Origin of the sequence: Paenibacillus sp. FSL H7-0942, from assembly GCF_045040715.1 — a bacterium.
Lineage (GTDB): Bacteria > Bacillota > Bacilli > Paenibacillales > Paenibacillaceae > Paenibacillus > Paenibacillus amylolyticus.
Genome location: NZ_CP150279.1, coordinates 5,311,225 through 5,336,844, shown reverse-complemented (window position 1 = coordinate 5,336,844; position 25,620 = coordinate 5,311,225). Strand labels below are relative to the sequence as shown.

20 protein-coding genes are annotated in these 25,620 nt (G+C 45.1%); 17 read left to right on the top strand and 3 right to left on the bottom strand.

Annotation, left to right across the window (positions count from 1 at the left end; all coding sequences use genetic code 11):
* Positions 1 to 15: 15 nt before the first annotated feature.
* From MHI48_RS23505 to MHI48_RS23475, 7 genes are all read left to right on the top strand, one after another.
* The gene (locus tag MHI48_RS23505; RefSeq protein WP_405141970.1) at positions 16 to 3,282 is read left to right on the top strand and encodes a DUF5704 domain-containing protein; all 3,267 of its coding nucleotides are present in this window, start codon (positions 16 to 18) and stop codon (positions 3,280 to 3,282) included.
* Positions 3,283 to 3,453: 171 nt separating this feature from the next.
* The gene (pulA, locus tag MHI48_RS23500; protein ID WP_405141968.1) at positions 3,454 to 5,502 is read left to right on the top strand and encodes a type I pullulanase; all 2,049 of its coding nucleotides are present in this window, start codon (positions 3,454 to 3,456) and stop codon (positions 5,500 to 5,502) included.
* A 491-nt stretch (positions 5,503 to 5,993) separates the two neighbouring features.
* Positions 5,994 to 8,870, top strand: a complete 2,877-nt coding sequence (gene pulA, locus MHI48_RS23495) for a type I pullulanase (protein ID WP_405141966.1) — start codon at positions 5,994 to 5,996, stop codon at positions 8,868 to 8,870.
* A 281-nt stretch (positions 8,871 to 9,151) separates the two neighbouring features.
* Positions 9,152 to 9,781, top strand: a complete 630-nt coding sequence (locus MHI48_RS23490; RefSeq protein WP_405141964.1) for a 50S ribosomal protein L25 — start codon at positions 9,152 to 9,154, stop codon at positions 9,779 to 9,781.
* 167 nt (positions 9,782 to 9,948) lie between these two features.
* Positions 9,949 to 10,467: a hypothetical protein gene (locus MHI48_RS23485; RefSeq protein ID WP_036674493.1), complete on the top strand. Its 519-nt coding sequence runs from the start codon at positions 9,949 to 9,951 to the stop codon at positions 10,465 to 10,467.
* 274 nt (positions 10,468 to 10,741) lie between these two features.
* Complete coding sequence (locus MHI48_RS23480; protein ID WP_036617058.1) at positions 10,742 to 11,713, top strand: YafY family protein; 972 nt, start codon at positions 10,742 to 10,744, stop codon at positions 11,711 to 11,713.
* Between the two features lie 42 nt (positions 11,714 to 11,755).
* Positions 11,756 to 12,118, top strand: coding sequence for an HIRAN domain-containing protein (locus tag MHI48_RS23475; RefSeq protein ID WP_051450011.1), 363 nt, complete (start codon positions 11,756 to 11,758; stop codon positions 12,116 to 12,118).
* Positions 12,119 to 12,138: 20 nt separating this feature from the next.
* Here MHI48_RS23475 and MHI48_RS23470 read toward each other — a convergent pair whose 3' ends face one another.
* Positions 12,139 to 13,242: a glycosyltransferase family 4 protein gene (locus MHI48_RS23470; RefSeq protein WP_036674492.1), complete on the bottom strand. Its 1,104-nt coding sequence runs from the start codon at positions 13,240 to 13,242 to the stop codon at positions 12,139 to 12,141.
* Positions 13,243 to 13,457: 215 nt separating this feature from the next.
* Between MHI48_RS23470 and MHI48_RS23465 the strand changes: the two genes are divergently transcribed.
* The 6 genes from MHI48_RS23465 (at position 13,458) to msrA (ending at position 19,396) form a co-directional block, all read left to right on the top strand.
* On the top strand, positions 13,458 to 13,769 hold the full coding sequence (locus MHI48_RS23465) for a DUF3817 domain-containing protein (protein WP_036617062.1): 312 nt from the start codon (positions 13,458 to 13,460) through the stop codon (positions 13,767 to 13,769).
* A 277-nt stretch (positions 13,770 to 14,046) separates the two neighbouring features.
* Entirely contained in the window at positions 14,047 to 14,865 is an 819-nt protein-coding gene (locus MHI48_RS23460) for a TerC family protein (protein WP_036617064.1), read from the top strand.
* 502 nt (positions 14,866 to 15,367) lie between these two features.
* Positions 15,368 to 16,831 carry an RtcB family protein gene (locus tag MHI48_RS23455; RefSeq protein ID WP_405141960.1) on the top strand — a complete coding sequence of 488 codons (1,464 nt, stop codon included), beginning with the start codon at positions 15,368 to 15,370 and terminating at the stop codon, positions 16,829 to 16,831.
* The gene (locus MHI48_RS23450) at positions 16,831 to 18,135 is read left to right on the top strand and encodes an ATP-binding protein (RefSeq protein WP_405141958.1); all 1,305 of its coding nucleotides are present in this window, start codon (positions 16,831 to 16,833) and stop codon (positions 18,133 to 18,135) included. Before MHI48_RS23455 ends, MHI48_RS23450 begins: the two co-directional genes overlap by 1 nt.
* A gap of 309 nt (positions 18,136 to 18,444) precedes the next feature.
* Complete coding sequence (locus MHI48_RS23445) at positions 18,445 to 18,702, top strand: GlsB/YeaQ/YmgE family stress response membrane protein (protein ID WP_017686880.1); 258 nt, start codon at positions 18,445 to 18,447, stop codon at positions 18,700 to 18,702.
* 178 nt (positions 18,703 to 18,880) lie between these two features.
* Entirely contained in the window at positions 18,881 to 19,396 is a 516-nt protein-coding gene (gene msrA, locus MHI48_RS23440) for a peptide-methionine (S)-S-oxide reductase MsrA (RefSeq protein ID WP_076329139.1), read from the top strand.
* 80 nt (positions 19,397 to 19,476) lie between these two features.
* On the opposite strand, the gene MHI48_RS23435 is transcribed toward msrA, so the two are convergent.
* A complete protein-coding gene (locus MHI48_RS23435) occupies positions 19,477 to 20,748 on the bottom strand; it encodes a hypothetical protein (RefSeq protein ID WP_405141955.1) in 1,272 nt (423 codons plus the stop codon).
* Positions 20,749 to 21,010: 262 nt separating this feature from the next.
* On the opposite strand from MHI48_RS23435, the gene MHI48_RS23430 reads away from it, so the two are divergent.
* On the top strand, positions 21,011 to 21,607 hold the full coding sequence (locus MHI48_RS23430; protein WP_036617077.1) for a restriction endonuclease: 597 nt from the start codon (positions 21,011 to 21,013) through the stop codon (positions 21,605 to 21,607).
* A gap of 148 nt (positions 21,608 to 21,755) precedes the next feature.
* Here the strand turns inward: MHI48_RS23430 and MHI48_RS23425 are convergent, their stop codons facing one another.
* Positions 21,756 to 22,223: a MerR family transcriptional regulator gene (locus MHI48_RS23425; RefSeq protein ID WP_076329137.1), complete on the bottom strand. Its 468-nt coding sequence runs from the start codon at positions 22,221 to 22,223 to the stop codon at positions 21,756 to 21,758.
* 226 nt (positions 22,224 to 22,449) lie between these two features.
* Here MHI48_RS23425 and MHI48_RS23420 point away from each other — a divergent pair, with 226 nt between their 5' ends.
* The 3 genes from MHI48_RS23420 (at position 22,450) to MHI48_RS23410 (ending at position 25,438) form a co-directional block, all read left to right on the top strand.
* Positions 22,450 to 23,568: an NADH-dependent flavin oxidoreductase gene (locus MHI48_RS23420; protein WP_076329136.1), complete on the top strand. Its 1,119-nt coding sequence runs from the start codon at positions 22,450 to 22,452 to the stop codon at positions 23,566 to 23,568.
* A 274-nt stretch (positions 23,569 to 23,842) separates the two neighbouring features.
* Positions 23,843 to 24,070, top strand: a complete 228-nt coding sequence (locus MHI48_RS23415) for a hypothetical protein (protein WP_076329135.1) — start codon at positions 23,843 to 23,845, stop codon at positions 24,068 to 24,070.
* A 138-nt stretch (positions 24,071 to 24,208) separates the two neighbouring features.
* Positions 24,209 to 25,438 carry a DNA glycosylase AlkZ-like family protein gene (locus MHI48_RS23410; RefSeq protein WP_405141952.1) on the top strand — a complete coding sequence of 410 codons (1,230 nt, stop codon included), beginning with the start codon at positions 24,209 to 24,211 and terminating at the stop codon, positions 25,436 to 25,438.
* Positions 25,439 to 25,620: the final 182 nt, after the last annotated feature.

Sequence of the window (25,620 nt, the reverse complement as noted above, 5' to 3'; positions counted from 1 at the left end):
GTAAACATCAAAAGTGTGGAATATAAAACTCAATTTGAACAGGCAACATATACAGGTGTGGGAAGGACAGTGATCACACCTCCAAGTACAGTTGTTGCTATTAAGACCTTAACTGGTGGAAATCACGAATGGACTCAGAATGATCCATTTGAAAATGGGGGAAGAACAACGGCAGGATGTCCTAAGCATAATGTTTCTTATTTTACGCCCATGGACATCATTTGGGAAGGTGATTTGGAGGAAGAAAAAGAAATCGATGTAACTCCAAATAAAACCCTTACCCTAAGTCAAACCCAGCAGATGGAAGCCAAGGTTAAGACGAAAGGTTATGGTGCGACAGCTTTTGGTGAGGGCATTGACGTATCCCGCAGGGAAGCAGAGATCAAATGGTTTTCTTCTGACGAGACAATTGCGAGTATAGAGTTGAAAACAGGGATGTTAACGGCCGAAAGTCCGGGCACGGTCACTGTGCGTGCAATCTGGAACAATGGTACATATCTGATCTCGGATACAGCCACCATAACCGTTACGTCTGAGCCAGGACTCGTGGTAAATCTGCCGAACGCTTGTAAAGCCAATACAACACCACTACAGGCGGAAGCAGTTCTAACCAAACCGGATCGCTCTGTTCATAAACTGACAGCTCATCCTAAATTGACGTGGCAAAGCTCGAATCCGGCTGTGGCAACGATTGGCGCTGATGGAAAAATCACGACAAAAGGGATCGTGGGTAGCACTACCATCAAAGCTCATTTTCTTGATTCTGCTCAGCAACTGGATGAACAAGGGACTCAGGTGCTTGAGGTGAAGGACTGCACGGATAATGGAGAGGGTGGTAATGATGGCGATCCGGGGGGTGACCCTGCGAACACTTGCCCTGTGACCATCAGCCCACCGAGGAGAGGCACGGTTATTGAAGCATCGGTTATAGACCCGTCTGTTCGAGGTGTGTTGAAGGCAGACGAGCGTGGATCTGAGAAGTTCGATGTTACCCGTGGTATTCCAACTTCGGAAGATCTCTATGCCAATGTTTTAGCCAAGGAATATCTGTTTCAGCACCGTTGGGTTAACATGACAGGAACGGTGACTTACACCGTTAAGGTGAAAAGGGTTTATCATAAAACCTGGACGATCCCGGGCAGAGCGTCTAGTGGTGAGGGGGATCCAGGAACACCTCCTGAGCCCAAAGAACTTGATGTGCCTGGGGATAAAAATATGCAAGTAACACGGACATATAGCTATTGGCAGATCGATAACCTGGAGGTATACAAGTTAAATGAGGCAAAGGTATCTAACTATGCGCTAGGCGGTTATGGTGACACCGTGACCCTTATGCCCAATGCATATACACCACCGACTTTGCAATCGGCTATGGATACTGCGGTTACCAATCATGTGAAACCTGCGCCATGTCGAGAAATTGATCTTGGCATCAAAGGGGTTCCTGGTGGTTCGGATGAACCGCCTACGCCAGATGAGACATCATTGTTTCAATCCAAAGCTGAAGCGGAGGTTAGAGAGAACACCGTTAATAACGACAAGGTAACCTTTAATGGAGCGACAATTATGGATTCTGCCCCGGTGGAAAAAACAGCTCCAAGACCTGGGACGATCCCCCAGCCTGGCATGATCGGAGACGATGTTCTGTATCAGAACCGTCTGACGATCAAAAACACATTGATGAACAAAGCTAACCAGCCGACCACGGGTGAGATAACGTATGGACTGCTCCCTGGCAATGTTAACGGAGGGCAGGATCAGAAGTTCCCCATTCTGGGCATCAACTCGGTGACGGTACACACTCCAGTTGTGAACTATGCCTGGGTGTCAGATGATCAGCCGCATAACCAGAAGACCACGCCTGATCCGACCAGAGCTGCACTTATTTTAGAACGTCCATTCATTGTGCGGATACCAACCTCAGGTCAACATTTGGATGTAGCGAGTTACCCAGGTTATGGAAACCATGATTATGCGAAATATTTCCGGATCAAACAGGTTCGTTTCCCATTTGATGTCTATAACGGTGCCAGAAGTCAGTTTATTCCGGCCCTGACATGGGTGGATATTCCGGTAAATCAGTTGGACACCCCTTTTTATCTTCCTGTATGGGTAGATGAAGGAAATTACCAGATCGAGTTTCGTAATATCGCCGAAAATGCACCGGCAAACTTCACAGAACAACAGGATGCCAATACGAATCTGAGCCATCATGTCGCAGCAGATACCGTTGCTGTAGAGGTTATCGGAAGGTTGTATGATTTTCACATTACCGATATTTCAGACTACAACTGGGAGGATGTGTTCCGCAAGCGGATGGGCAGCCCGGAACCAACGGGTGTGAGCTATTGGACCGGAGGAAACGGTATTGACGGAGATCCCCGAGGTAACTTGGCTCCCTATGTACTGCCTATTCGTCCCGGCAGTCATCCGGTACAGGGTTTCCGAAATGCTGCAGTGAAGACAGGTTACCATTTCAAGTTTGATCTGAAAACCAAGGGCAATATGTTTGGGAAACAGGATGGTATACGAATCACGCCGACGTTCTCTTTTGTGAGTAAAGATGGCACCACCCGGCAAGAAGTGGATTTATACTACCATCGAGGACAGGATCGACTCATTCGTATCGGATCGGCACAAGATTTAGAAAAACGTTTTGTTGTCCTGAACTCACGGTTGCGGAATGTCCCCGGTACGGAGTTGGGTGATACAGCGCGTTATCAGTATACCTATGAACTGTCGGCGGAGGAACGTAATCAGGGTACAATGGCGGAACATATGGTTCGTTTCGTGGATCAGACCTCTCATCATAAAACGTGGGTAGGTCGTTATGACTGGATGATTCTTCCTTCACAGATCCGCACACTCATTGGCCCAAAAACAGATATTCCCTCCAGTGTTAATGTAGATCGGGCGAATGCAGCGATTCAGCGCTGGTATGGGGAATATAGCTTGCCAGCAGATGTATATGCAGTGCCCAAAGGAACCGATCTCGAGTCACTTGCCAGACAAAATCAATTGGATGAGAAGGCAACGGTATTTCTGAGGGACGGTTACATTGTGGTTAACTTCAATATCGAAACTTTGCGCAGCGGCAATACGAATGCACCACATCTGCAATATATTCATGCACCGTTGATGAATCAATGGCAAATGGAAGGTTTCGATAACAGCCCGGTAGATGGTCAGGGGAGAAGCTGGTCGATGCAAGATGGGGACGTGGTTTTGTACCATGCCGATCAATCCAGCCGTAATGATTTCCAATCCCAGGTACCACATTAGAGAGATATCGTTTTACTTATAAAGAAGGCAGGCGTAATGTGAATCTACATGACGTTTGTCTTCTTTTGTGTAATTCGGATTATGGCTGGGCAGCAGAACGGGTATAAAGGGTAAGGAGCATTCTTTCCATCCATATTCATTAATTTTCTCAACGAGAGGGGAACCACACATATGATTGAAGAGAATAAGCAGGAACTATTGATTTCAGAAGATACATACGAAGGAAGAGATCTGGGTGTCACATTAGAAGCACAAGCCTGTCGCTTCAAAGTCTGGTCACCGTTAGCAGTTCAGATGGAACTACTTCTGTATCCACCTTTGACAGGGGGGACCCCGGAGGAAGAGCCCAATCAACGGAAACAGCAGGCGTTACCTATGCAAAAGAAAGAACAAGGCGTCTGGGTTCTGGAACTGGAGGGCGATTTAAGTAGCTACCGTTACATGTACAAGCCTACTTTCGAAGATGGACATTCAACCCATGCTGTAGATCCTTACGCACGAGCAGTGACCATGAATGGAGAAATGGGTGTAATTGTAAGACTGGAGCAGACACATCCGAAGGGATGGAGTGAGGATATTCGTCCGGAATTGACCAGTCCTGTAGATGCAGTCCTGTACGAACTGCATGTACGTGATTTTTCCATTCACCCATCATCGGGTATAACGAATAAAGGCAAATACATGGCTTTCACCGAGACGGGTCTGCGTGATTCGGAGGGCAACACACTGGGGATCGATCATTTGGTCGAACTCGGGATTACCCATGTGCATCTGCTGCCTGTATTTGATTTTGCGACGGTGGATGAATCCAGGGTGGATGGTGATACGTCTGATGCCTCCAACTATAACTGGGGATATGATCCACTTCATTACAATGTCCCGGAAGGTTCCTATGCATCACGTGCAAATGATCCGGAGACACGAATTCGTGAGTTCAAATCAATGGTGCTTGCCCTTCATAATAAGGGAATAGGTGTCATTATGGATGTGGTATATAATCATACGTTTGATACGGCAGGCAGCTCTTTTGAAAAATTGGTACCCGGGTACTACTATCGACAAAACGCCGATGGGACTTATAGCAATGGTTCAGGTACGGGTAATGAAGTGGCTACTGAACGCACCATGGTTCGTAAGTTTATCATCGACTCTGTCCGTTACTGGGCAGAGGAGTACCATGTGGACGGTTTTCGATTTGATCTGATGGGCCTGATCGACACAACTACGATGAAACAGCTTGCAGCGGAATTGCACACCGAAGTGTCACCTTCCATATTGTTATATGGTGAACCATGGGGCGCACTGGATTCGCCGCTTGGTGATAATATGACTCTAAAAGGAACGCAGCGCGGAACGGGGTTTGCTGTGTTTAACGATAATTTCCGCGGAGTGATCAAGGGAGACAGCGATGGTGTGGGTTCGGGATTTGCGACGGGCGCGGACGGGAAAGAAGATGAATTGTGGACTGGGGTCCGGGGAGCCATTCAGGATTTTACGGATGGTCCATCCGAGACGATTAACTATGTAACAGTGCATGATAATCTCAACCTGTGGGACAAAGTTGCACGTACACAAGGAATCCACGATACCTTGAATTTCCTCACCTATGACGAGGATGGAAGTATTCGTGGATGCCAGAGTGTGGAAGAGGCCGTAGAGAAGGCTAAGCCTTACCTGCAGATCGATCCAGAACACATTCTGGAGAATGAGACCGTTAGGCGTTGTCTGCTTGCCAATGGTATCGTTTTAACCTCCCAGGGTATTCCCCTGATCGCGGCCGGAGATGAGTTGCTTCGCAGCAAATATGGGGACGCCAACAGCCACCAGAGTGGAGACGTAGTCAATGCCATACATTGGGAGCAAAAGCAGCTGTTCAAGCCGGTATTTGATTATTATCGTGGGCTGATCCGTCTTCGGCGAGAACATCCAGCCTTTCGGCTTCGTACACGGGAAGAGATCGAGAAGCATGTTCGTTTAATAGAAAAAGGTAATGGGCTGTTAGCGTATGAACTGAACGGTACAGCAGCCAGCGATTCATGGGAACGTATTGTTGTCATCTATAACGCGGCAAAAGAAAACCGTGACATCGCTGTTCCCACAGGGACATGGAATGTGATTGTAGAAAAAGGACAAGCAGGCGTTGATACGATACGTACCATACAGAACGGACAGGTACATGTGAATGCGATATCCCTAACGGTGATGTATTCGAATTCCTAATGAACGGAATGCTTGCCGAGAATAGAAGGGTACCAACAAACCATTAGTAAACATTAGTAAAATCGCTAACAAGGCCACGTTCTAGATATCCAATCAAATCTAATCAAATAAATTGAGATAAACAAATCCCCCTTTTCGATCAGAAAGGGGGATTTGTTGATGCGTCAGAAACCATTGCCTTGTCGGAGGGCTATACATTGTCATGTCTGGAGCTTTTTTATGCTGTGCACCTGTTGGTGCATTTTAATCTCAACCAAATGACATCCTGCATTATATTCTTGTATATTCCAAACTTTTTTTGTCGGGACAGGTACAAATGCTGTCAATCTATGGCGCTTGTTTTCATATCCTATATTTTGAAAGCGATTGCTAATTGAATACGTAAATTGGACCGATATGATGAGTACAGACAACCCCGGGTTGACAAACAACGTCCCACTCCGTAACATCGGGACAACACGAAATCAATGGATATAAAGGCGGTGGGAACGATGCCGGAATGGACTTCTTTTTGTTACGAAGGCAACGATCTTGGCTTAACATATACTCGTGCAGCAAGTACTTTTAAATTGTGGGCACCTACGGCACAGCAGGTTTATATATTGATTTTTGACGATGAAGGGCATTACAACGATATTGGTAAAGTACAATATCATGAAAATGGGCAGGAACATACTCTGACACGAGATGCGGACGGAATATGGAGTCTGAAGCTCAGCGGCGATTGGGCAGGACATTATTATATGTACCGAATTATCCATGATGATCAGCGGATTGAAGTAGTTGTTGATCCTTATGCCAGAGCGGTAACGGCTAATGGGCAACGAACGGCTATTATAGATCCGGAGACCACCAATCCGGTCGATTGGGACCTGGATGTCAAACCTGCTTTTCTGCGTCCTGTTGATGCCGTGTTATATGAGTTACATGTCCGTGATTTCTCCTCAGACCCACATGCAGACATTCCGTATAAGGGAAAATATCTGGCATTCACGGCATCCGGTCTGACGGATAGAGCAGGCAATAGTATTGGCGTAGACCATCTTGCCGAACTGGGAGTTACTCATGTACATCTTCTGCCTGTGGCGGATTATCAGACGGTGAATGAACTTGCTACGGCAGAAGTGGGTTCAAATGTCAGAGCACCATACAACTGGGGGTATGATCCCCAGCATTATAACGTTCCGGAAGGTTCGTATGCGACAGATCCTCGTGATCCTGCTGTTCGAATTCGGGAGCTCAAATCACTCGTTCAATCGCTGCACAGACAAGGCATTCGCGTTGTACTTGATGTTGTCTATAATCACACGTATAGCGTGGAAGAGGGACCTTTTGAACGGATTGTACCAGGCTATTATTACCGTTATCGGGAGGATGGCACCCTCAGTAATGGTTCTGGTGTAGGAAATGAATTGGCGACAGAACGTCCAATGGTGCGAAAATATATTCTGGATTCTCTCCGATATTGGGCAGAAGAATATCATGTGGACGGATTTCGATTTGACCTCATGGCCCTGATTGATACGGAAACGATGAATGAATTGACACGCGAATTGAAGGAACAGATCGATCCGGCGTTTCTGATCTATGGGGAACCCTGGATGGGTGGAGATTCACCTTTGGACCGTAAAACATTAAAAGGAACCCAGCGAGGTCAGGGGTTTGCTGTATTTAATGATCATTTTCGCAGTGCAATCAAGGGTGATAGTGATGGCAGTGGCAGAGGGTTTGTCACGGGTGCCGGAGGACAGGAATATGAGCTTATTAGGGGATTAGCGGGAGCATTGGATGATTTCACATCTTCACCTGTTGAAGTTGTCAATTATGTAACTGCTCATGACAATCTCAATCTGTGGGATAAAATTGCGACAACAATGAACCTTAGACATGAATTAGGATTTCCCGTATGGAAGGACGGACAGCCCGTGGGTGGAGGGAGTGCTGAGTCCGCGGTAAAAGCAGCAGATCCTTATCGGTATGTGGATGCAGATGATGTTTTGAATCATGAGATGGTTCGTCGCTCGTTACTGTCCTCTGGCATTCTGCTTACTTCTCAGGGAATTCCGTTTCTGCATTCAGGGGATGAGATGCTCAGATCCAAAGCCGGTGATCATAACAGTTATCGGAGCGGGGATGCGGTGAACGCCATCACATGGGCCAACAAATCACGGTTCAGACCAGTGTTTGATTACTATCGTGGTCTTATTCATTTGCGGAGAACACATCCCGCTTTTCGTATGATCGATGCTGAACAGGTACGAAATCACCTTCGTGTTATTCGTGCGGATGGCAATGTAGTTGCCTTTATACTTCAGAATGGTGCGAATCAGGACACCTGGAATCAGATTATGGTCATCTATAACGGAACGGAACATGAGCAGCATGTCGACCTGGGGGAAGGGGACTGGCATGTTGTGGTCAATGATCATCAGGCAGGCACAGACGTGATCGAGACTGTTCGTGGTACTGTTCAGGTAGAACGATGGTCTTTAATGGTACTGTATGACACAGAGCATGCTGGAGGCGCTGAACCATCAACAGTGGAGATTAGTTTTCCTCGCCAGGTATATAGTCCGAAGGAGACCACTCAACTACGAGCGATCGTACGGGACAGTATTGGCAATGTGGTGGAAAAAGCTCCAGTTACCTGGACTTCTTCTGATCCGGATATTATTCAGATCCAGCCTGATGGAACAATCCATGCACTGGAACGAGGGGAAGCTTCGATTACAGTCCACTGTGGGGACATAACGGCAAGCTGTATGTTACAAGTGGATTATCGTCATGCTGAACGAATTGAAATTGTGGGTGAACCTGTCATGTACATGACTCGAATCAGTCGCTTCCGTGCCTTGGTTCTGGATCAATTTGGTCAGCCGCTTCAGGATTCCAATATACGCTGGAGCTCTTCTCATCCAGAACTTGCAGCGGTGAGTGCAGCAGGGATCGTACGTGCGATGACACCTGGAGTAACCCATATTATTGCTGAGGCTGGAGGAATTCGGGCAACGCTTGGCGTAACGATTCATAAACAGATTTCGCGAACCGTCACGCTTCGATACGAACGGGAAGACCAGCATTATGAAGGTTGGGATGTCTGGGTATGGGGCACAGGTATGGAGGACGGAGCCGTACGGCTGGAACAAGTCGGTAATGCCGCCGAAGCCCGCTTCCGCGTTGCTCCGGGTCTGCATCACCTGGGATTGATCATTCGATTGAACGAATGGGAAGCTAAAGATACGTGCGGAGACCGTTACGTGGACATTGTACCTGAAGACGGGGATGTACACATTATTGTCCGTAGCGGATCAGACGAGATGCAGATCATTCGTGAAAGTGAAAAAACAGAGGATCGTAACAGCGCATAGTTTCTTTATTTATAACTTTGAATGTAGTTCGTCAAAACCTTGATAAATCAGCAGTTGGAAGAGATTCCGACTGCTTTTTTTGGTCTGATTATAAGCCGCATAACTTGCCAAAAAAAAATTATTTGTCCTGTTTCGTGTTTGAGATCCTCTATCATTGGGGTAAATATAGATATGGCCCACGATTCGGCCAAAGGAAAAAAGACCATCATGGTCTATGAGATAAGCCTCAGCGCTTTCCAACAAATATAATGTAGTGATCCCTTGAAGGAGGATGTTCAATCATGAAATCCAACGGAAAAATGGCTCAACTTACAGCAACGCCAAGAACGGAAAAGAAAGGTGCAGCACTGCGCCTGTTAAGACAAGGCGGACGAGTTCCCGCAGTCGTTTACGGCCCGGGACTTGAAGGTGCTTCAATACATGTAGATGAAAAAGATATGCTGAAAGTGGCACGCACAGGCCGCTCCGAAATGTTCAATCTGAATGTTGAGGGCGGTAAAACGCTTCCGGTGCTGATCAAGGATCAGCAAGAGCGTAACGGACGTTTGTTGCACGTAGACTTTTTGCAAATTTCCAAGAACAAGCCGATCAGCGTAAGTGTATCGATCGACTTCCAGGGTACAGCGGCCGGCTCGAAAGCTGGCGGTGTATTCCAGACACAGGAGACACAGCTGGAAGTAGAAGGATTGCCTGCGGATCTGCCAACGTCCATTGAAGTGGATGTGAGCGGATTGGACATTGGTGATCGCTTGACTGCTGCGGATATCAAACTCGATAAAGGTTTGACACTCGTAACATCACCTGAATCCATCATTGCTTCCGTCATGCCGCCACAAGCGGCTGAGGAAGAGCCAACGGCCTCTGCTGAGGAAGCTGAGCCGGCAGCTGAAGAAAAAGCTACAGAAGAATAAACCAAGCTACGGGATCTTGCCAGATCTCATGCTTAACCAGAGCCCAGTCCTAGTGACTGGGCTTTTTTTATTTTCCGAGCAAGAGAGTTCAATAGACACATCGTTCGCATGAAAAATGAGAATGTACTACAATACATGTTAAAGGGTAAGAAAGTAGGTTTAATTCAATGTTTGATCCAACGGTGTATGACAATCTGAAAGTCGGGTTTGAGAATTATCTCTATGATATGGATAACCTGGACGAACGTATTCAGATTACGGGGCGTAAAGATCGGCTGGAGATGGCAGTGATGTCCAGAGAGTTCACATTACAATTCTGTCTCAGGGATCGTCCGGAAGTAACAGGCGAGGTTGTGTTAAGTAGTTCCCTAAATGAGCTCGCAGCGGAGATCCTGGAGACGCCTGGCGCTCATCCAGGTTGTCGTTTGGAAATCCGGTTTGGCATGGTTATGAAAGAGCCTGAGAGGCAGTGCCCAGCCATTCGTTCGATATTACAGGAGAGCTGGCCTGAGCAGAGGATATGCCAGACTATCCAGTATATCTTTGATGAACAGCCAATCATTTATAACGTCATGGCTCACGTTTGTTTTGACCGCAGTGTGAATGAAGACCAGATGGGGGACATTGCTGAACTCTGTGAGCATATGGCAAATGTGATGAATCAATTATTACAGTTGAATAATTAGTATTTCCGAGAAAAGCCTTGTCTCTTTGTGGAGATCAGGGCTTTTTTGTATTATTTTCAGAAAATTGTATAGGCTTTCAGGCTTAGGTTTAAGGTCTTTTAGGTTAATGTTTTACGCAAGCGAGTAAGAGAATGTATATTAAAAGGGGGTAAGAGTGCAATTGGACTATACAAAAATGGTGAAATTGCGAAAATAATATTGGGACTAAAGATTTAGTTCTGTACTAAAGGAACTAGTTTTCCTTGCCGATAAAATATCGAAGGGGAGAAACTACATGACAGAGAAATTAATTCGTCTGCTGCGTATACTTCAGGCTATACAAGCAAATCCTGGAATTTCGGCCAAGGAATTGGCGCTGAAATGCGGTACGACTGTACGCACGATTTATCGTGATCTCCGGATTTTGGATAGGGTCGCCCCGATTATGAATGAAGGATACGGCAAAGGTTACCGATTTATTGGTGAGTTTGCGATGTATCCATTAGATTTTACTGAACAGGAAGCAATGGTTTTCTCCTTGCTCCCGTCCGTAGTTGATACCTCCAAGTTACCTGCTGAGTTTGATTCAGCGTTTGACAAGGTTATGTCGGCTCATACCAAATTAAAATCAAGAAACAGTGACATTGTAGAGAATATTGCGGGAATTATTCGGATGGGCACGCCAGCTTATCGTGAGGAAGGAAAAGACCCTAATTTGCTGATTCCCATTATCGAAGCTATTCTAAGCCAGCAAACCATTCGTACTCAATATCATACGCTGACAAGAAATGAGATCACAGTCCGGGATATCGATCCCTATTATCTCATTCCACGTGATCAACGTTTTTATTTGATTGGATACTGTCATTTGCTGCAAAAAGTTCGATTGTTTCGGATCAGCCGTTTTTTGGATGTGACACGAACAAATGCCGGTTTCGACAAGGGTGATTTCAACATAACACAGTACATGAAGAACACATGGTCTATTGACCGTGGCGACGAAAATATCCATTTCAAGGTAAGATTCTCTGAGAAAGTGGCCCCCTACATAAAAGAAGAAGAAATGTTTGTTCGCCCGCGAATGACGAATATGTCGGATGGGGGATTGTTATTTGAAGTGACACTGAATAGCAGCAGAGAATTTTTGAAATGGTTGTATCAATTTGGACCCGAGGCAGAGGTACTTGAACCTCGTGAGTTCCGTAGAGAGATACGCAGGCAACTTGTCGAGTGGTTGGAACATTATGAAACCGATGTATCTTTGTAAAAATTTTAATCATGGAGAAGTACAGGAAAAGGAGCAGGTAATATGAGCACCAAATTATTCGCAGCTATGTATGGGATGGACCACTACGATGGAGTACAGGCTCTACATGTGGGGGATACCGTGTATCTCGTCAAAGATCCAGATAATCGTTTGGATCATCAAGCAATTAAGGTTGTTATTCCCCCGATTGGAGCCGTGGGTTATATCGTTAATGATCCGCTGGTCGTACCTCATGGATGTTGGGCCGGGACGGCATTCTACGATGTGTTTCATCAACTAACGTGTGCCAAAGTACGATTCATGATGAGAGATATGGTGATTATAGAGTTAATTGAGATGAGTCACATTCCTGTTCCGCAGATGGATTCTTTGATTAAGGGATGGCAATTTCGTGAAAAAGCTTGATCATCGTAACAAAAGAAGGCTCATTTACGGATGAGCCTGGTATAGGTCGCTTCCAGATGCATGGCTGTTCTTGCCCAACTGAAATATGCCCTTGCGCTGTCTCGGCCAGCCTTTCCTAACTTCTCGGCAAAAGTGGGATTGCTTGCAAGTTTGTACAGGTAAGAGGTGAAACGTTGAGGGCGCTTATAAGCAGTGACAAGGTATCCATTGATACCTGATTCAATAATCTCGCGAATACCTCCGTTATCCGAAGCAATGACGGGTAATCCTGAAGCCATCGCCTCAACATTAACCAGGCCAAAAGCTTCATGTTCTTGAGACGGACAGACCAGACAATCCACTGCCCGATACAACTGATCGATATGCTCATGGTTTATCTGACCACGGAAGGAAACATGGACTTTTTGTTTTTGGGCAAGTTCGCGAAGTTTACGCATGTAATACGGAGGTCCTTTGCCTGCAACAACCAGTTGAACAGATACCTGTTGCTGAAGGAGGGCAGTCGCACGAATTAATACGTCTACACCTTTTCCAGGGATCAGCCTGCCGACATACAGAATAGAGAATGGTTTAGTTACTCCAAATTGTGTACGCAGATGAATCTGTTCTTCGCTGGATTCAACAGGTCTGAAGCGGCTTAGATCTGCACCCAATGGAACAACACTCATCCGGTGTTTTACCAACGGAAATCTGCGGCCTAACCTTTGTCGTAGGGAATGACTGTTGACGGCAATCCAATCAGCTTTTTTCATTAATGTGAGTTTGGAAGGCCCGGGCTGAGCAAACGTTAATGAGTGAAGATAGAGTACAACGGGAGTGCGTGGAAAGGCTCGTTTGATGGTAGCCATACTTCGTGGCCTGTTATCCACTTGAATTACATCATAGGGTTGTTGGGATAACAAACGTATGACTGCTTTGGTGTACATGACAGGACTCGACGCAGGGACACGTTGAATGGTGATCCCATCGATCTGTTCTGTGGCGGCGAGACCTTGCATTTGACGACTTATAATGGTCACCTGATGGCGATGGGCTAGTTCACGAGCGATGCCCAGGATACAGATTTCCACGGAACCATTACCGGGCAAAGGCAATTTCTCGGGTGCAACCATAGCTATTTTCATGATCCGGCTCCTCCTTGTCCGACATCTGTAACAATCTTCGTCATATATCTTATGAGAAGTTAAAGCATTTGGCTCCTGCGAAATGGTAGGTGAGCCAACCATATAAGCGTGCAGGAATAATCTGCTACATGGCATCAAGCGAGATATTCAGCTTTTGTGATATACTGTACGGGAACAATTGAATTCGTTACATGTATAAAAGCAGGAGGAAAATAATGTTACATTCTACGCTGGGGCGCTTCCGGCTGATGTTGTGGTTGCAGGGCATTTCGTACGTGTTGTTACTGTTTGTTGCTTTTCCGTTGAGAGATGCCGGGGTTATGCCGCAGGCTGTCACATGGTTTGGGAATCTGTACGGTTTTTTGTTTTTAATGTATTTGTTATTTATGGTGACTATGTACACCTCACAGAAATGGCGTCTGCGCCGTCCAATTGCTCTGTTCTTTGTTTCTTTCATTCCACTGGGGAATATGATCTACGATGTTGTCGTATTCCGTAAGCTGTATCGTCAACTAAATAAAGCTTGACTTTATTTAACGTTATGAAATATGATGAGTACAGGTTAAACAACCCGTTCCAACTAAAACTACATATTCCTGTTAAAGGGGAGTAGCTTTTACAGTAAAGTCGTCAATTCGGGATTATATCCCCGGCTTTATTGGCAGCAATTTTGTTGTTAGCGAGACCTTTACCAAGTTTTCATGCTCGGTAAAGGTCTCTTTTTGTGGATATAAAAGGACCTTACCAGTGATGGTAAAGGTCCTTTTTTTTGTACATCATAAGAATATTAAGGAGGAGTCAATTTTGGATGTTTCATTATTATTAGAATATGGGTGGGTGCTTGCTGTCTTAGTGGTCCTTGAAGGATTACTCGCAGCAGATAATGCATTGGTACTCGCAATCATGGTTAAACACTTGCCTGAAGATAAGCGCAAAAAAGCGTTGTTCTACGGTCTGATGGGTGCATTTGTTTTCCGTTTAGGTTCATTGTTCCTGATCTCTTTCCTCGTCGATGTATGGCAGGTGCAAGCGATCGGTGCCCTGTATCTCCTGTACATTTCGATTAACCATATCGTTAAAAAGATACTGGGTAGTCGCAATAAGACAGATGAAGCAGCTGATTCAACGCCTAAGAAACCGAAAAAACAATCCGGTTTCTGGATGACCGTTTTCAAGGTCGAAGTAGCGGATATCGCATTTGCAGTTGATTCCATTCTGGCTGCTGTTGCTTTGGCCGTGGCGTTGCCACCAAGTGGATTGCCTCCAATTGGCGGACTCGACGGTGGACAGTTTATCGTTATCTTCCTCGGTGGATTCATCGGGCTTGTGATCATGCGTTTTGCAGCCTCATACTTTGTGAAATTGCTTCATTCCCGTCCAGGACTTGAAGTTGCGGCATTTGTAATCGTAGGTTGGGTAGGGGTTAAGCTGGCAGTTATTACACTCGCACACCCTTCATTGGGTGTTCTGGATGAGCATTTCCCGGAGAATAAAATTTGGAAATTCGGATTCTATATTGTACTGATCACCATTGCGGTATGTGGTTGGTTCCTGTCTTCCAAAGTTCCTGAAAAAGAAGACGAAAATCCGGTTGAAGAGTTGGAAAAACAAGCAGGACTGTAATAATCATGTTACGCTAACAACATCATTATTATTTGGAAAACAGGAGATTGTCCTAGGACAATCTCCTGTTTTTGTTTACATATGCAATCTACACCATGGACAATTTCCAAGAAAAGGGTTGACACATGAATTCTAGTCCCCTTAATATAAGACTAACATTAACGAAGGGAGGCCGAGAGACATGATGCTTGGTTATGATTTGATTCAAACAGGGCGTAACGTAGACACAATAGCATATCCGGCTCATCGTTTCATTGGCCTCATACGGTCGACATAGGGGATAGGCATATCGTTTAGCAGGTTTTATAATCGATATGCGTTCTTCGCTTATATTATAGCGATGGATGACAGACACACAGCATGTTTATGCTGTTCTGTTCTCCGTTATTGTCATTCAGTAGAAGTCATGGGCGACTAGCCTATGGCTTTTTTTAATATTTATTTTACAGATGAATCAGCAAACCGAATTTGCTGAACGTACAGGAAGGAATAATACACTTTTATGAATACAGAATTTAATTTATTTACTAATCCAAATGAAATCGCAGGTGGCTACCGGCATGAAGTAAAATTGCCTGCAGGCGACCTAACCGTATATGCGGCGCAACAGCTCTTCTCCTCACTCGATTACAAGGTATTCGAGATGGCAAACAATAATCTGCAGATTCCGGGAATCTCTTATATGAGTTACACGCCAGACGTACACGTCGGTGTAGGTACATGCATTGGAACGACAGCCGTGTGGGATGCGCAGAGCGGATACGTTTCTCCCTCCATCGTCGGCAGTGACATCGGCTGTGGCATGCGAGTGCATATGACAAACTTGCACAAGGACGAATTGAAAGACATCAAGCTCCGCCGCAAACTCGTCAAGGCCATTGAGAAAGTATTGCCGATGGAGGCGAACCAGCGAGGTCATTACTCGGATATCAGACTGGAGCATATTGTTCGTAAAGGCCTGCATGGTTTACCCAAAAAGTATATTCCGGACAGCTATACACCGAAAAAATCAACCGCGATGACACATGTGGAAAGCAGCAAGTTCAGTTACGATGAGGATGTGTTAAACCACGTTCCTGATATGACATGGCATCGTTCGCATCGTCAGCTCGGAACACTGGGTGGGGGGAATCATTTTGCCGAGATCCAGGCGATTGAGATCGCAGAAGAGAATCGTGAAATCGCCGAAGCCTGGGGATTGTATGATGGACAGGTCGTGGTCATGATTCATTCCGGCTCTCGTGCATGGGGTGGGTATGTAAGCCAGACGAGTTCGTCAGCGATTGCCAAAGTCATGCAGCGGCTTAACCTGGGTACTTCCGATCCCAGACTGGTATTTGCTCCACTTGAGCATGCGGAAGGTCGTTATTATGTGAACATGATGTATTCTGCATTGAATTACGCTGTTGTCAATCGTCACCTGATTGCGTATGCTATCCGCGAAGCATTCCGGGATGTGTTTGGCTCCAAATGTGAATTTCGTACGTTATACGATCTGATGCACAACTATGCCTGGGAGGAATCTCACGCAGACCAAGGTTCCGTTTTTGTACATCGCAAAGGGGCGACACGTGCGTTGCCGGCAGGTCATCCGGACAATCCAAAGCCCTATCTGGCAACAGGGCATCCGGCGCTTATTCCCGGTTCCATGGGAACTGCTTCATATATCATGGTAGGTCAGCCGCAGGGTGCTGATAATTATTATTCAATATGTCACGGTGCGGGTCGGATCCGTTCACGGACGGCAACAAAACGATTGATTAGCGTGGAAGATTTTGCTACGGCACTGGGTGTGGGTACAGAAGATGAGATCGTGGTAAATCAACGCTCACTTGAATCCATTATTGATGAATCACCTCAGGCTTATAAAAATGTAGATGAAATTATAGACAGTGTTATCGGCGCAGGCCTGGCTCAAGTTGTAGCCAAATGTAAACCGCTTGTAGCGGTAAAGGGAGCGAAATAATGACAATAAACGAAAAACAAACAGATCCAACCCAGGCGATCTATACCTATGACGAACAACATGATACCCGAATTCGAGTGGAGGGGTACGCCATCTATTCAAGGCTGATTCGTGGAATCAGTGAGGCGCTCCTTCAGCGCTATGGAGTTGAGTACAAGCTGTATGCCAGTTCTGACCCGAACAATGAATACTGGGAGTTACTCCGGGAAGATCTGCAAAATGGCAGTGACGAAGTGGAGTTGGTAGCCCGCATATTCGAGGATTTGGAACTTCAGACGTTGCATTACGACGATGATGGAGATGTACCCACTTATGGTGTGCATTACTCCATTCGCAACAACGTATTTGCTTATCCGAAATGGGGCGTAGCACTTGTGCGGGTTCCATTTTTCCGAGAGAACGGGATCTACAGTGAAGACTTTGTCTTTGCCATCGGTGATGAGGAGATGAAGCAATTTCTGGGAAGTGTCCGGGAACGGGAACGTCAGCAAAATATGAAAAAAGTAACGGTCTACACCGATGCCCGCAATGGCAGCGATCGTCATGTGGAATCCATCACTCGCTCCGTGGGAAGAGAGGATGTTGTTCTCTCGGCGCACATCAAGCAGGATATTTTCCGCTCGCTGGATCAGTTCTTCGAAGCGGATCGTTCTTTTTACAGAGATTATGATATCCCGTACAAACGGGGAATTTTATTGTATGGGCATCCGGGGAATGGTAAGACCACGTTGGTGAAATCCATTGCGGGAAGTATCCCGGGCCCGGCTGCGTATTGGCAGATTACGGAGTATACCAACAGTGAATCGGTGCGTGAAGTGTTCGAGGCTGCCAAGCGGTTGGCACCGATGGTACTGATCATTGAGGACATCGATTCGATGCCGGATGAAGTCCGTTCCTTTTTCCTGAATACATTGGATGGAGCTACGTCAAAAGAAGGAATTTTCCTGATTGGGACAACGAATTATCCGGAGAAAATAGATCCTGGCCTCATGAACCGTGCTGGGCGGTTTGATCGAGCTTACGAAATTCCGCTGCCAGATGAAGCGCTGCGCCTGCAATACTTGCGCCAACGAGGCTTTACCGTATTTGCGGGTGAAGAAGGCACAGTAGAAGCAGCTCGTCTGACCGACACGTTTTCTCTTGCACAGCTAGGTGAGTTGTATGTGAGCGCTGCGCTGGAATGGCATCAGAATGGACAGACAGACATTGTGAAAGTCATTCAGTCGATGCGTGGCGAGCTGGACAAGAGCCATAAACATACTTGGCTGGCGCAGCCAGGTAAGGGCCGTGCAGGCTTTTATTGATCAGACCTGACCCATCCATCTTATAATATGACGCAATTTTATAAATAATCCTACCTCAATTGGTGATACTAACCTTGTCTGCTCTAACATACAATGACTTTCGGGAGGTACATAACTCAGCCCTGAGCTGGTGAGATGCCGGAAAGTAACGCGATCTGTTTCCATACCTGACTAAGGCTTGTTTTGCAGAGAAAGATGCATGGGGACAAAAGGTAATATGCAAAAATTTTTATGCCAATTGTTTAAATGCTTCTGTAGCGGTTAATAGTAGACAGACAACAACAAAAACTTTAATTAGAGGTGAATGATATGGGTTGGTTATGGTCATTAATTATCGGTGGTATCATTGGATGGTTGGCAGGTTTGATCGTTGGTCGTGACATTCCAGGTGGTGTTATTGGTAACATCATTGCTGGTTTTATCGGTGGATGGTTAGGTGGAGTAATCTTGGGCGATATGGGTCCTGAGATGGGCGGATTCTACATTGTACCTGCATTGATCGGTGCGATCGTTCTTGTAGCCATCGTAAGCTTGATCTTCCGTTCGATGGGACGTAGTCGCGGGTAACTTAATCAAGATAATTTCTTGAATTAGTTGTCAGCTAAATGTTTTACCAATGAAGAGGTTGATTGAGAGCCATAATCATGGCTTTCAATCAACCTCTTGTTGTTTTAAAATATAAGAAGGTATGCGTAACTTAGTATCAGTATTCTATAGATAATTTAGATAAGAGGGGATGAACGGAATGGAAAAAGCTACATTCGCCGGCGGATGTTTCTGGTGTATGGTTACACCGTTTGAAGAACAACCGGGCATTCATGGCATTATATCGGGTTATGCCGGCGGTCACGTCAAGAATCCAACATATGAGCAAGTCAAAACCGGGGAGACCGGTCATGTCGAAGTGGTTGAAATTACATTTGATCCAGATGTATTCCCTTATGAACGACTGCTGGAGCTGTACTGGCCACAGATTGATCCGACGGATGACGGAGGCCAGTTCCAGGATCGGGGGACACAGTATCGTACGGCGATCTTTGTGCATAATGAACGTCAACGTGAGCTTGCTGAACAGTCCAAACAGGAACTGGCAGCCAGCGGACGATTCAATCAACCCATTGTTACGGAAATTCGGGATGCAGCTGTATTCTATCCGGCTGAAGACTATCATCAGGATTACCACAAGAAAAACGAGAAACATTATAAGGAAGACCGTGCGTTATCCGGACGGGACGAATTTATAGACGAGAATTGGAAATAGGATGATATTCTAATTTGCCAATGTAATAAGCCGGGAGAGCTCCTTATGGAACTCTCCCGGCTTATTATTAAATCGAGTATTTATTTTGCAGAATTGGACTTCAGTACATATTTGGACAATGTCTCATCGTTCAAGGAATAGATGACATCATCGACATAGGTTGAAACACCTTCTAATGAAGGAACCGAGGCACTGGTCGTGTAGATATGTACGTCTTCCAGCGTCTGTGGATCAAGAATGTATCCTGTTTTGGAAAAATCAAGCTGATACTGACCATCCTGTGTCTGGTCGACATGCATCAATGCAGGCTGTGCGTCCTTGAATGTACGCTCAGTCACTTTGCCTTTCATCGTGTACAGTTCCAGCTTCTGCCCTGTAAAGACTGTATAACCGTTGCCAGCCGTCTGAATGTAGGCATCACCAGCAATGGCACGTCCCCAAGCAAGCTTGCCATCGATGCCAAAGCCCATCAGTCGGTTACCGGTGTTCTCAAAATTGGCGCGCATAATGATGGAACCATCGTCGAGAATGGCCAGCGATTCACCGCCTCCATCTCCTAATGTATTTGCATTGGCAGGGAATTGGTAGAAGGACAGACGATTCAACGTACGATCATAGATCTCTACTTTGGGATTCGCAGCTTGCTGCCAGAAGTTTCCTACCTTGGTTTGTTTACTGGCATCCACTACAATTCGACCATGGTCAGCCTTAAGTACGTTACCGTTGATGGTCTTTTCGGTAATCAGCTTGCCCTTTTTGTCATATAACGAGATGGCGGAGCGAACCGAACCATTTGATTGCACGCCCTGACTTGAAGCAACCATCAGCGTATCGTTATCCAATAGGGATATGCTTGCAGGTGAATTCACCGTTTTGATCCAGTTGGTTTTACCGGATGTATTGAATGAGTACAATTTTTTGGTTTTGTCCGAATACTCCATATACACATAAGCTGTACCGTTGCTGGCATACACCGAATCGGAGTAGGTGGTGTAAGGACCACTTTTCTCATGGAATATCGTATTCCACTTCAATTGTCCAGTTGTAACATCGAATGCTTGGAGAGAGTCCAGTTGCCAGTCGAGTGTTGTTTTGCTGCTTGTTTTGGTCACGGGCTGGGAGGCATGTACATATACAAGGTTTTTAGATGGCACGGCATAGATTCCCTTGATCAGGACATCTTTCTCAGTATTAGCCTCAGATAACATCAGGGACGATGACGTCCACGCCGGTTTGGGCATGGATTCGGTTGAAGCAGCGGCGTAACCTGTTGTATTCATGGTGAAGAGGAGCATGCCGCTGAGAATGAGGGCAGCCCATGTTTTGGACTTGTGTTTGGTCAATGTATGCAAGTGATAAACCACCTTTCTTCTTCGGTTCAAAATAGAACCGATTGTTGAATTTTACCATTAAAGTCAAGCTGAATTCAACCGAACGCACTGTAACCTTTTATCATTGATTTGTCGAAATGACCATGTTTGGGGAAGAATAACGGTTACAGGGAATTCATCTTCTTTCGATGAAGGTGGAAGTCTGATATATTTAGTGCGGTGACAAGCCATATCTGCGTAAGACGTTGGATAGAACATAGGAAATGAAACAAGGAGAATAGCTATGAACTGGAGTGAAAATGTGACCCTATGGGTCATTGGATGTATCATTATATTGTTGCTGCTGGCCTGGATTATTCGGAGGGTTATCGGGCGCGGGCAGCGGATCAGAAGTGAAGCGAATCCTCGTAAGATCACAATAAAGGACATCGACAAGATGGAGGATGGTTCGGAATTTGAATTATATCTCTATCATTTATTCGAAGAGCTCGGGTACGATGAGGTGCATAAGACAACAAGCAGCCGGGATTTTGGGGCAGATCTGGTGTTTGTTGATAGACTTGGCAGACGAAGTGTGATACAAGCGAAGCGATATGGTGCGAACCATCCCGTAGGGTTGAGTGCTGTGCAGGAGATATATACATCGATGCGTTATTATGAAGCCGACCGGTCCATTGTATTAACGTCCGCTCGTTACACCGAAGCCTGTCGGACGCTTGCAGCGGTTAATGGAGTGAAGCTGCTGGACCGGGAAGACCTAATGGAATTAATCCTGTTATTCAAAGCCAGAAGAGTGGAAGAAGCATTGGAACTGATCGAAGAAGATGACCACGAACCAATCGAGACGTGGCAGTCCCGACGAAAGCGGCAATCCCGCTAGGTTGCATTGTGTTACTGTGCTAGATTTTTTAAATATAATCGAAAGTAGTAATGTAGTCAGGATTAACGTTTTAAAAACAATTATAACCAATTGCTAGGTAAATACCCGCGACTGGTTATTTTTGATAGGTATTTCGAGCTCCGTTTGTTCATCTGTTGGTTTTAGCATTCCGAATATTTGATTCAACCCCCCGGGTATCGACAATGTTCACCTCAAGGCCGTGACATTTAAAATTGTGGTTAGGATTTTTCCTAACCTCATCTTTTTGAAGTTCATACATAGCTAATTTATAATTTATTTCTTCCATATGTTTCAAACTCTCTTCGATTTTCTTTTGTAATTCAATTTTATGTTTCTTTAACATTTCCTCTCTTTCTGAATAGGTGGAGTTCCCCATCTCATAAGATTCCTTGTAGTCTTTAATTTTAGAAAGCGGCATTCCTGTTTCTTTGAGACAAAGAATAAAAGAAATCCAATCGATTTGTTGTTCGGTATAAACTCTGTTCCCTTTTTCGTCGCGCGAAATATTCGGTAATATCCCTTGCTCTTCATAAAATCGAAGTGTCTTTGCAGTTATATTATAATTCTCCACCACATATTTCATTGAAAAAAACATCTGACCGCCTCCATAGTTACAGTTACTGTAACTGTTATTTTATCACAATAGAAAATTATTAAAAGTAAATCGTCTTAAATTACGTGTCAAATTCCTGCTTTACTTCCCCTTAGGTTAACCTGATATTCTTGAGTAGAACTTGTGGTTGGGATGAATGAGCGTAGGGTTACCTTCATCTGTTCCATAAATAAGCACTTAGAAATCAAAATACAAAGGAGAACGTACAATGAGTAAATTTAATAACTTGTTTGAACCTTTTACATTCAATAAAGGGATTACCTTAAAGAATAGAGTGGTTATGTCTCCGATGACGACATGGTCAAGTAATGATGATTACACGATTTCCGATGAGGAAGTTGCATATTATAAAAAAAGAGTGAATGGTGTAGGTTTAGTTATCACGGGCTGTACTCATGTCCTACCCAATGGGATTGGATTTACACATGAATTCGCCGCATATAATGATTCATTTATCCCTAGTCTAAAAAAATTGGCAGATGCTGCTAAGAGTGGGGGAGCTCCAGCAATTCTTCAATTGTTCCATGCTGGAGATAAAGCGATTGCTGAATTAGTTCCTAATGGTGACGTGGTAAGTCCGAGCGGTGTTGCTCTGACTGAAGCAGTATCCCCTAGAGCACTCACACATGAAGAAATTTTGGAAATTATACATGCGTTCGGTGAAACTACAAGACGTGCAATTGAAGCTGGTTTTGACGGTGTTGAACTCCATGGAGCCCACGGTTTTTTACTTCAAAGCTTTTTATCTCCATTCTTCAACAAACGTCAAGACCAATGGGGGGGATCACTGGAAAAACGTCTGAGTTTTCCAATAGCTGTTATTCGAGAGGTAAAAAAAGCTATTGAGAGATATTCGACAAAACCATTTATTTTAGGTTACCGCATTTCCCCAGAGGAACATCAACAAGATGCCCTTAGAATGAAAGATACTTACGCACTGATTGATAAACTGATTGAAGAAAATGTTGATTATGTTCATGGTTCCTTGGTACAAGCCCTTACGTCAAAACCAAAATATAACCAAGATAACAAAAAAACGTATCTTGAGCTGATTGTTGAACATGCCAACAATCGGATTTTTGTAATTGCAGCGGGTTCCTTGGAAAGCCCAGAGGATGTCTCTGAAAGTATGGAGAGAGGACTCTCTTTAGCGGTAATTGGACGTGTATTAATCTCCGATCCAGCGTGGGTTGAAAAAGTTCAACAAGGAAGGGAGGCGGAAATCCAAGACGTGATTAAATCATCTAACGTTAGAGATCTTGTGTTGCCAGCGAAACTATGGGGTGTCATACAAAATGCAGGTCCATGGTTTAAAGTTGAACAATAAAGAAGATGAAAGATCAAAAAAGGACGCTAATAATAGCGGCCTTTTTTGATTTCAAGAACTTTTGTATTAATTTATATATTACAACAGGTTGTATTCACTCTTCTTGAGGAAAATGGGCAATTTACGTTGCATTTTCCCTTTGCCATAGCTTAAATAATTTTAATTTGGATGACATAGTTTATTTATCCGCTTCAACAAAAAAGCTTCACCTTCACTTGCGTAGCTGCACATGATATATTGAGTGTATATCAACCAAAGGAGTGTGTGATCCATTATGGCACGTACACAAACACAAAAAGCATTACGCAAAGCAGAGCGGGCAGGTCAATGGTGCTCGGAACAGAGCCGAAGAGTTAACGGAGATTATGGTGCGTTATCCCAGCATGTACGGCTCATGCCTACGAAGCAGGAAAAATTGCAAAAGGTCAAACACAAGAAGCAGATCATCCAGGATGGTGGTGCTTCTTTTTATTTTGTCCATAAGGAACGGATTGCTGGATAAGTAAGACATTGAATTCTTTCTTTGGTTGGAAAGTAATCATGTGGACTGTTAAAATCAAGGTATCTTGATAAATTGGACTATAAATCCTTGTATATTTAATGAAGGGAAGAACCTATACATATGACAACAGCGCTGCACATGAATAAAAAAATCGTTCGGCGTTTTTTGCTGCAAACGCAAGCTTTACTTGGACGTTGGCCAGCGGTTTCCTTACCTTCGGGACCCGACCAAGTTTTGAGTTTAATTCGCTCCCTTGGTTGCGTGCAGATCGATCCTGTGGCTGCTGTAACTGGAAACCAGCAATTGGTGCTGGGGGCTCGTGACCCTGGTTATACTGCTGACAGCTTAAATACACTGCTGAGTGATCACAAGGTGTTTGAATATTTTGCAAATGCTGCCTGTGTCATTCCAATGGAAGACTATGCTCTCTTTGAACCTGTGCGTGCCCGATTAAGGGAGCGTCTGGCTCCGTCCTTGCAAGGTCTGGAGAAAACAGTGCAGCATGTGTTACAGCGTTTGAAGGAAGAGGGTCCTTTGCCTTCAAGAGCTTTTCGTGCTGTTGAAAGGGTAAGTGGTTATTGGGACAGTGCGGATGTGCCAAAGACGAAGGATACCACACTTGCTCTGAATCTACTGTTGGACTCCGCTGTGATTCGTGTGGTGGCGAGGCAGGGGAATGAACGTTATTTTCATATTACCGAATCCGAATTGCAACAACAGGGACTTCCGATAAAAGGAGACATCGATGTGTTGGCCCAGAGACAGGCTCTGCTGGATAAATACATTCATGCGTATCGTGTCGTAGATGCCCGTGATCCCCGTCTGGGTTGGTTAAAATCTACAGCGGCTGAACAACGCGCCGATATTGCTGCCCGTGTGTCAGATGGGCGAATGATCCCACTTAAGGTGGAGGACGTGGCCACGCCTTATTATATTCGTGCTGAAGATGAGGATTTGCTGCTGCATATGGAAAGGGAAGAGCCACACTATGATCCGTCTGGCCCGGTCCGTTTCCTGCCGCCGCTGGACAACCTGTTATGGAGAAGAGAACGTATTGTTGATTTATTTGATTTTCATTATAAATGGGAGATTTATACGCCAGAGGTGAAAAGAACCTACGGTTATTATGCCATGCCTATTCTTTACGGTGATCGGTTGATTGGACGTATGGACCCACGACTTGATCGCAAAACGGGAGTACTTACCGTTCGTTTGTTATCAATGGAGGAGACTGCTCCACCTGTGGAGGAATGGATCACGGATTTTCGGGAGGGGCTTCAATTCTTTGCGTCCATGCATGGAGCACGTTCCATTACTATCGAGAAGACGGTACCAAAAGAGTTGAAAAAGCTGCTTAAATCGATTTGATTAGGGGATACATGAAAGAGTGTATGGACACGGGAAAATGGAATTGTTAAGGAGGGGTAGGATCTAAAAAGGACAAAGAAGGAGGAGCCAGAGGGCCCCTCCTTCTTCATTTGATTTTAATATCACATCTCTAGTATTACATCAGAAGTGCTAACGAAAACAAAAAACCTAAGCTCACGTCC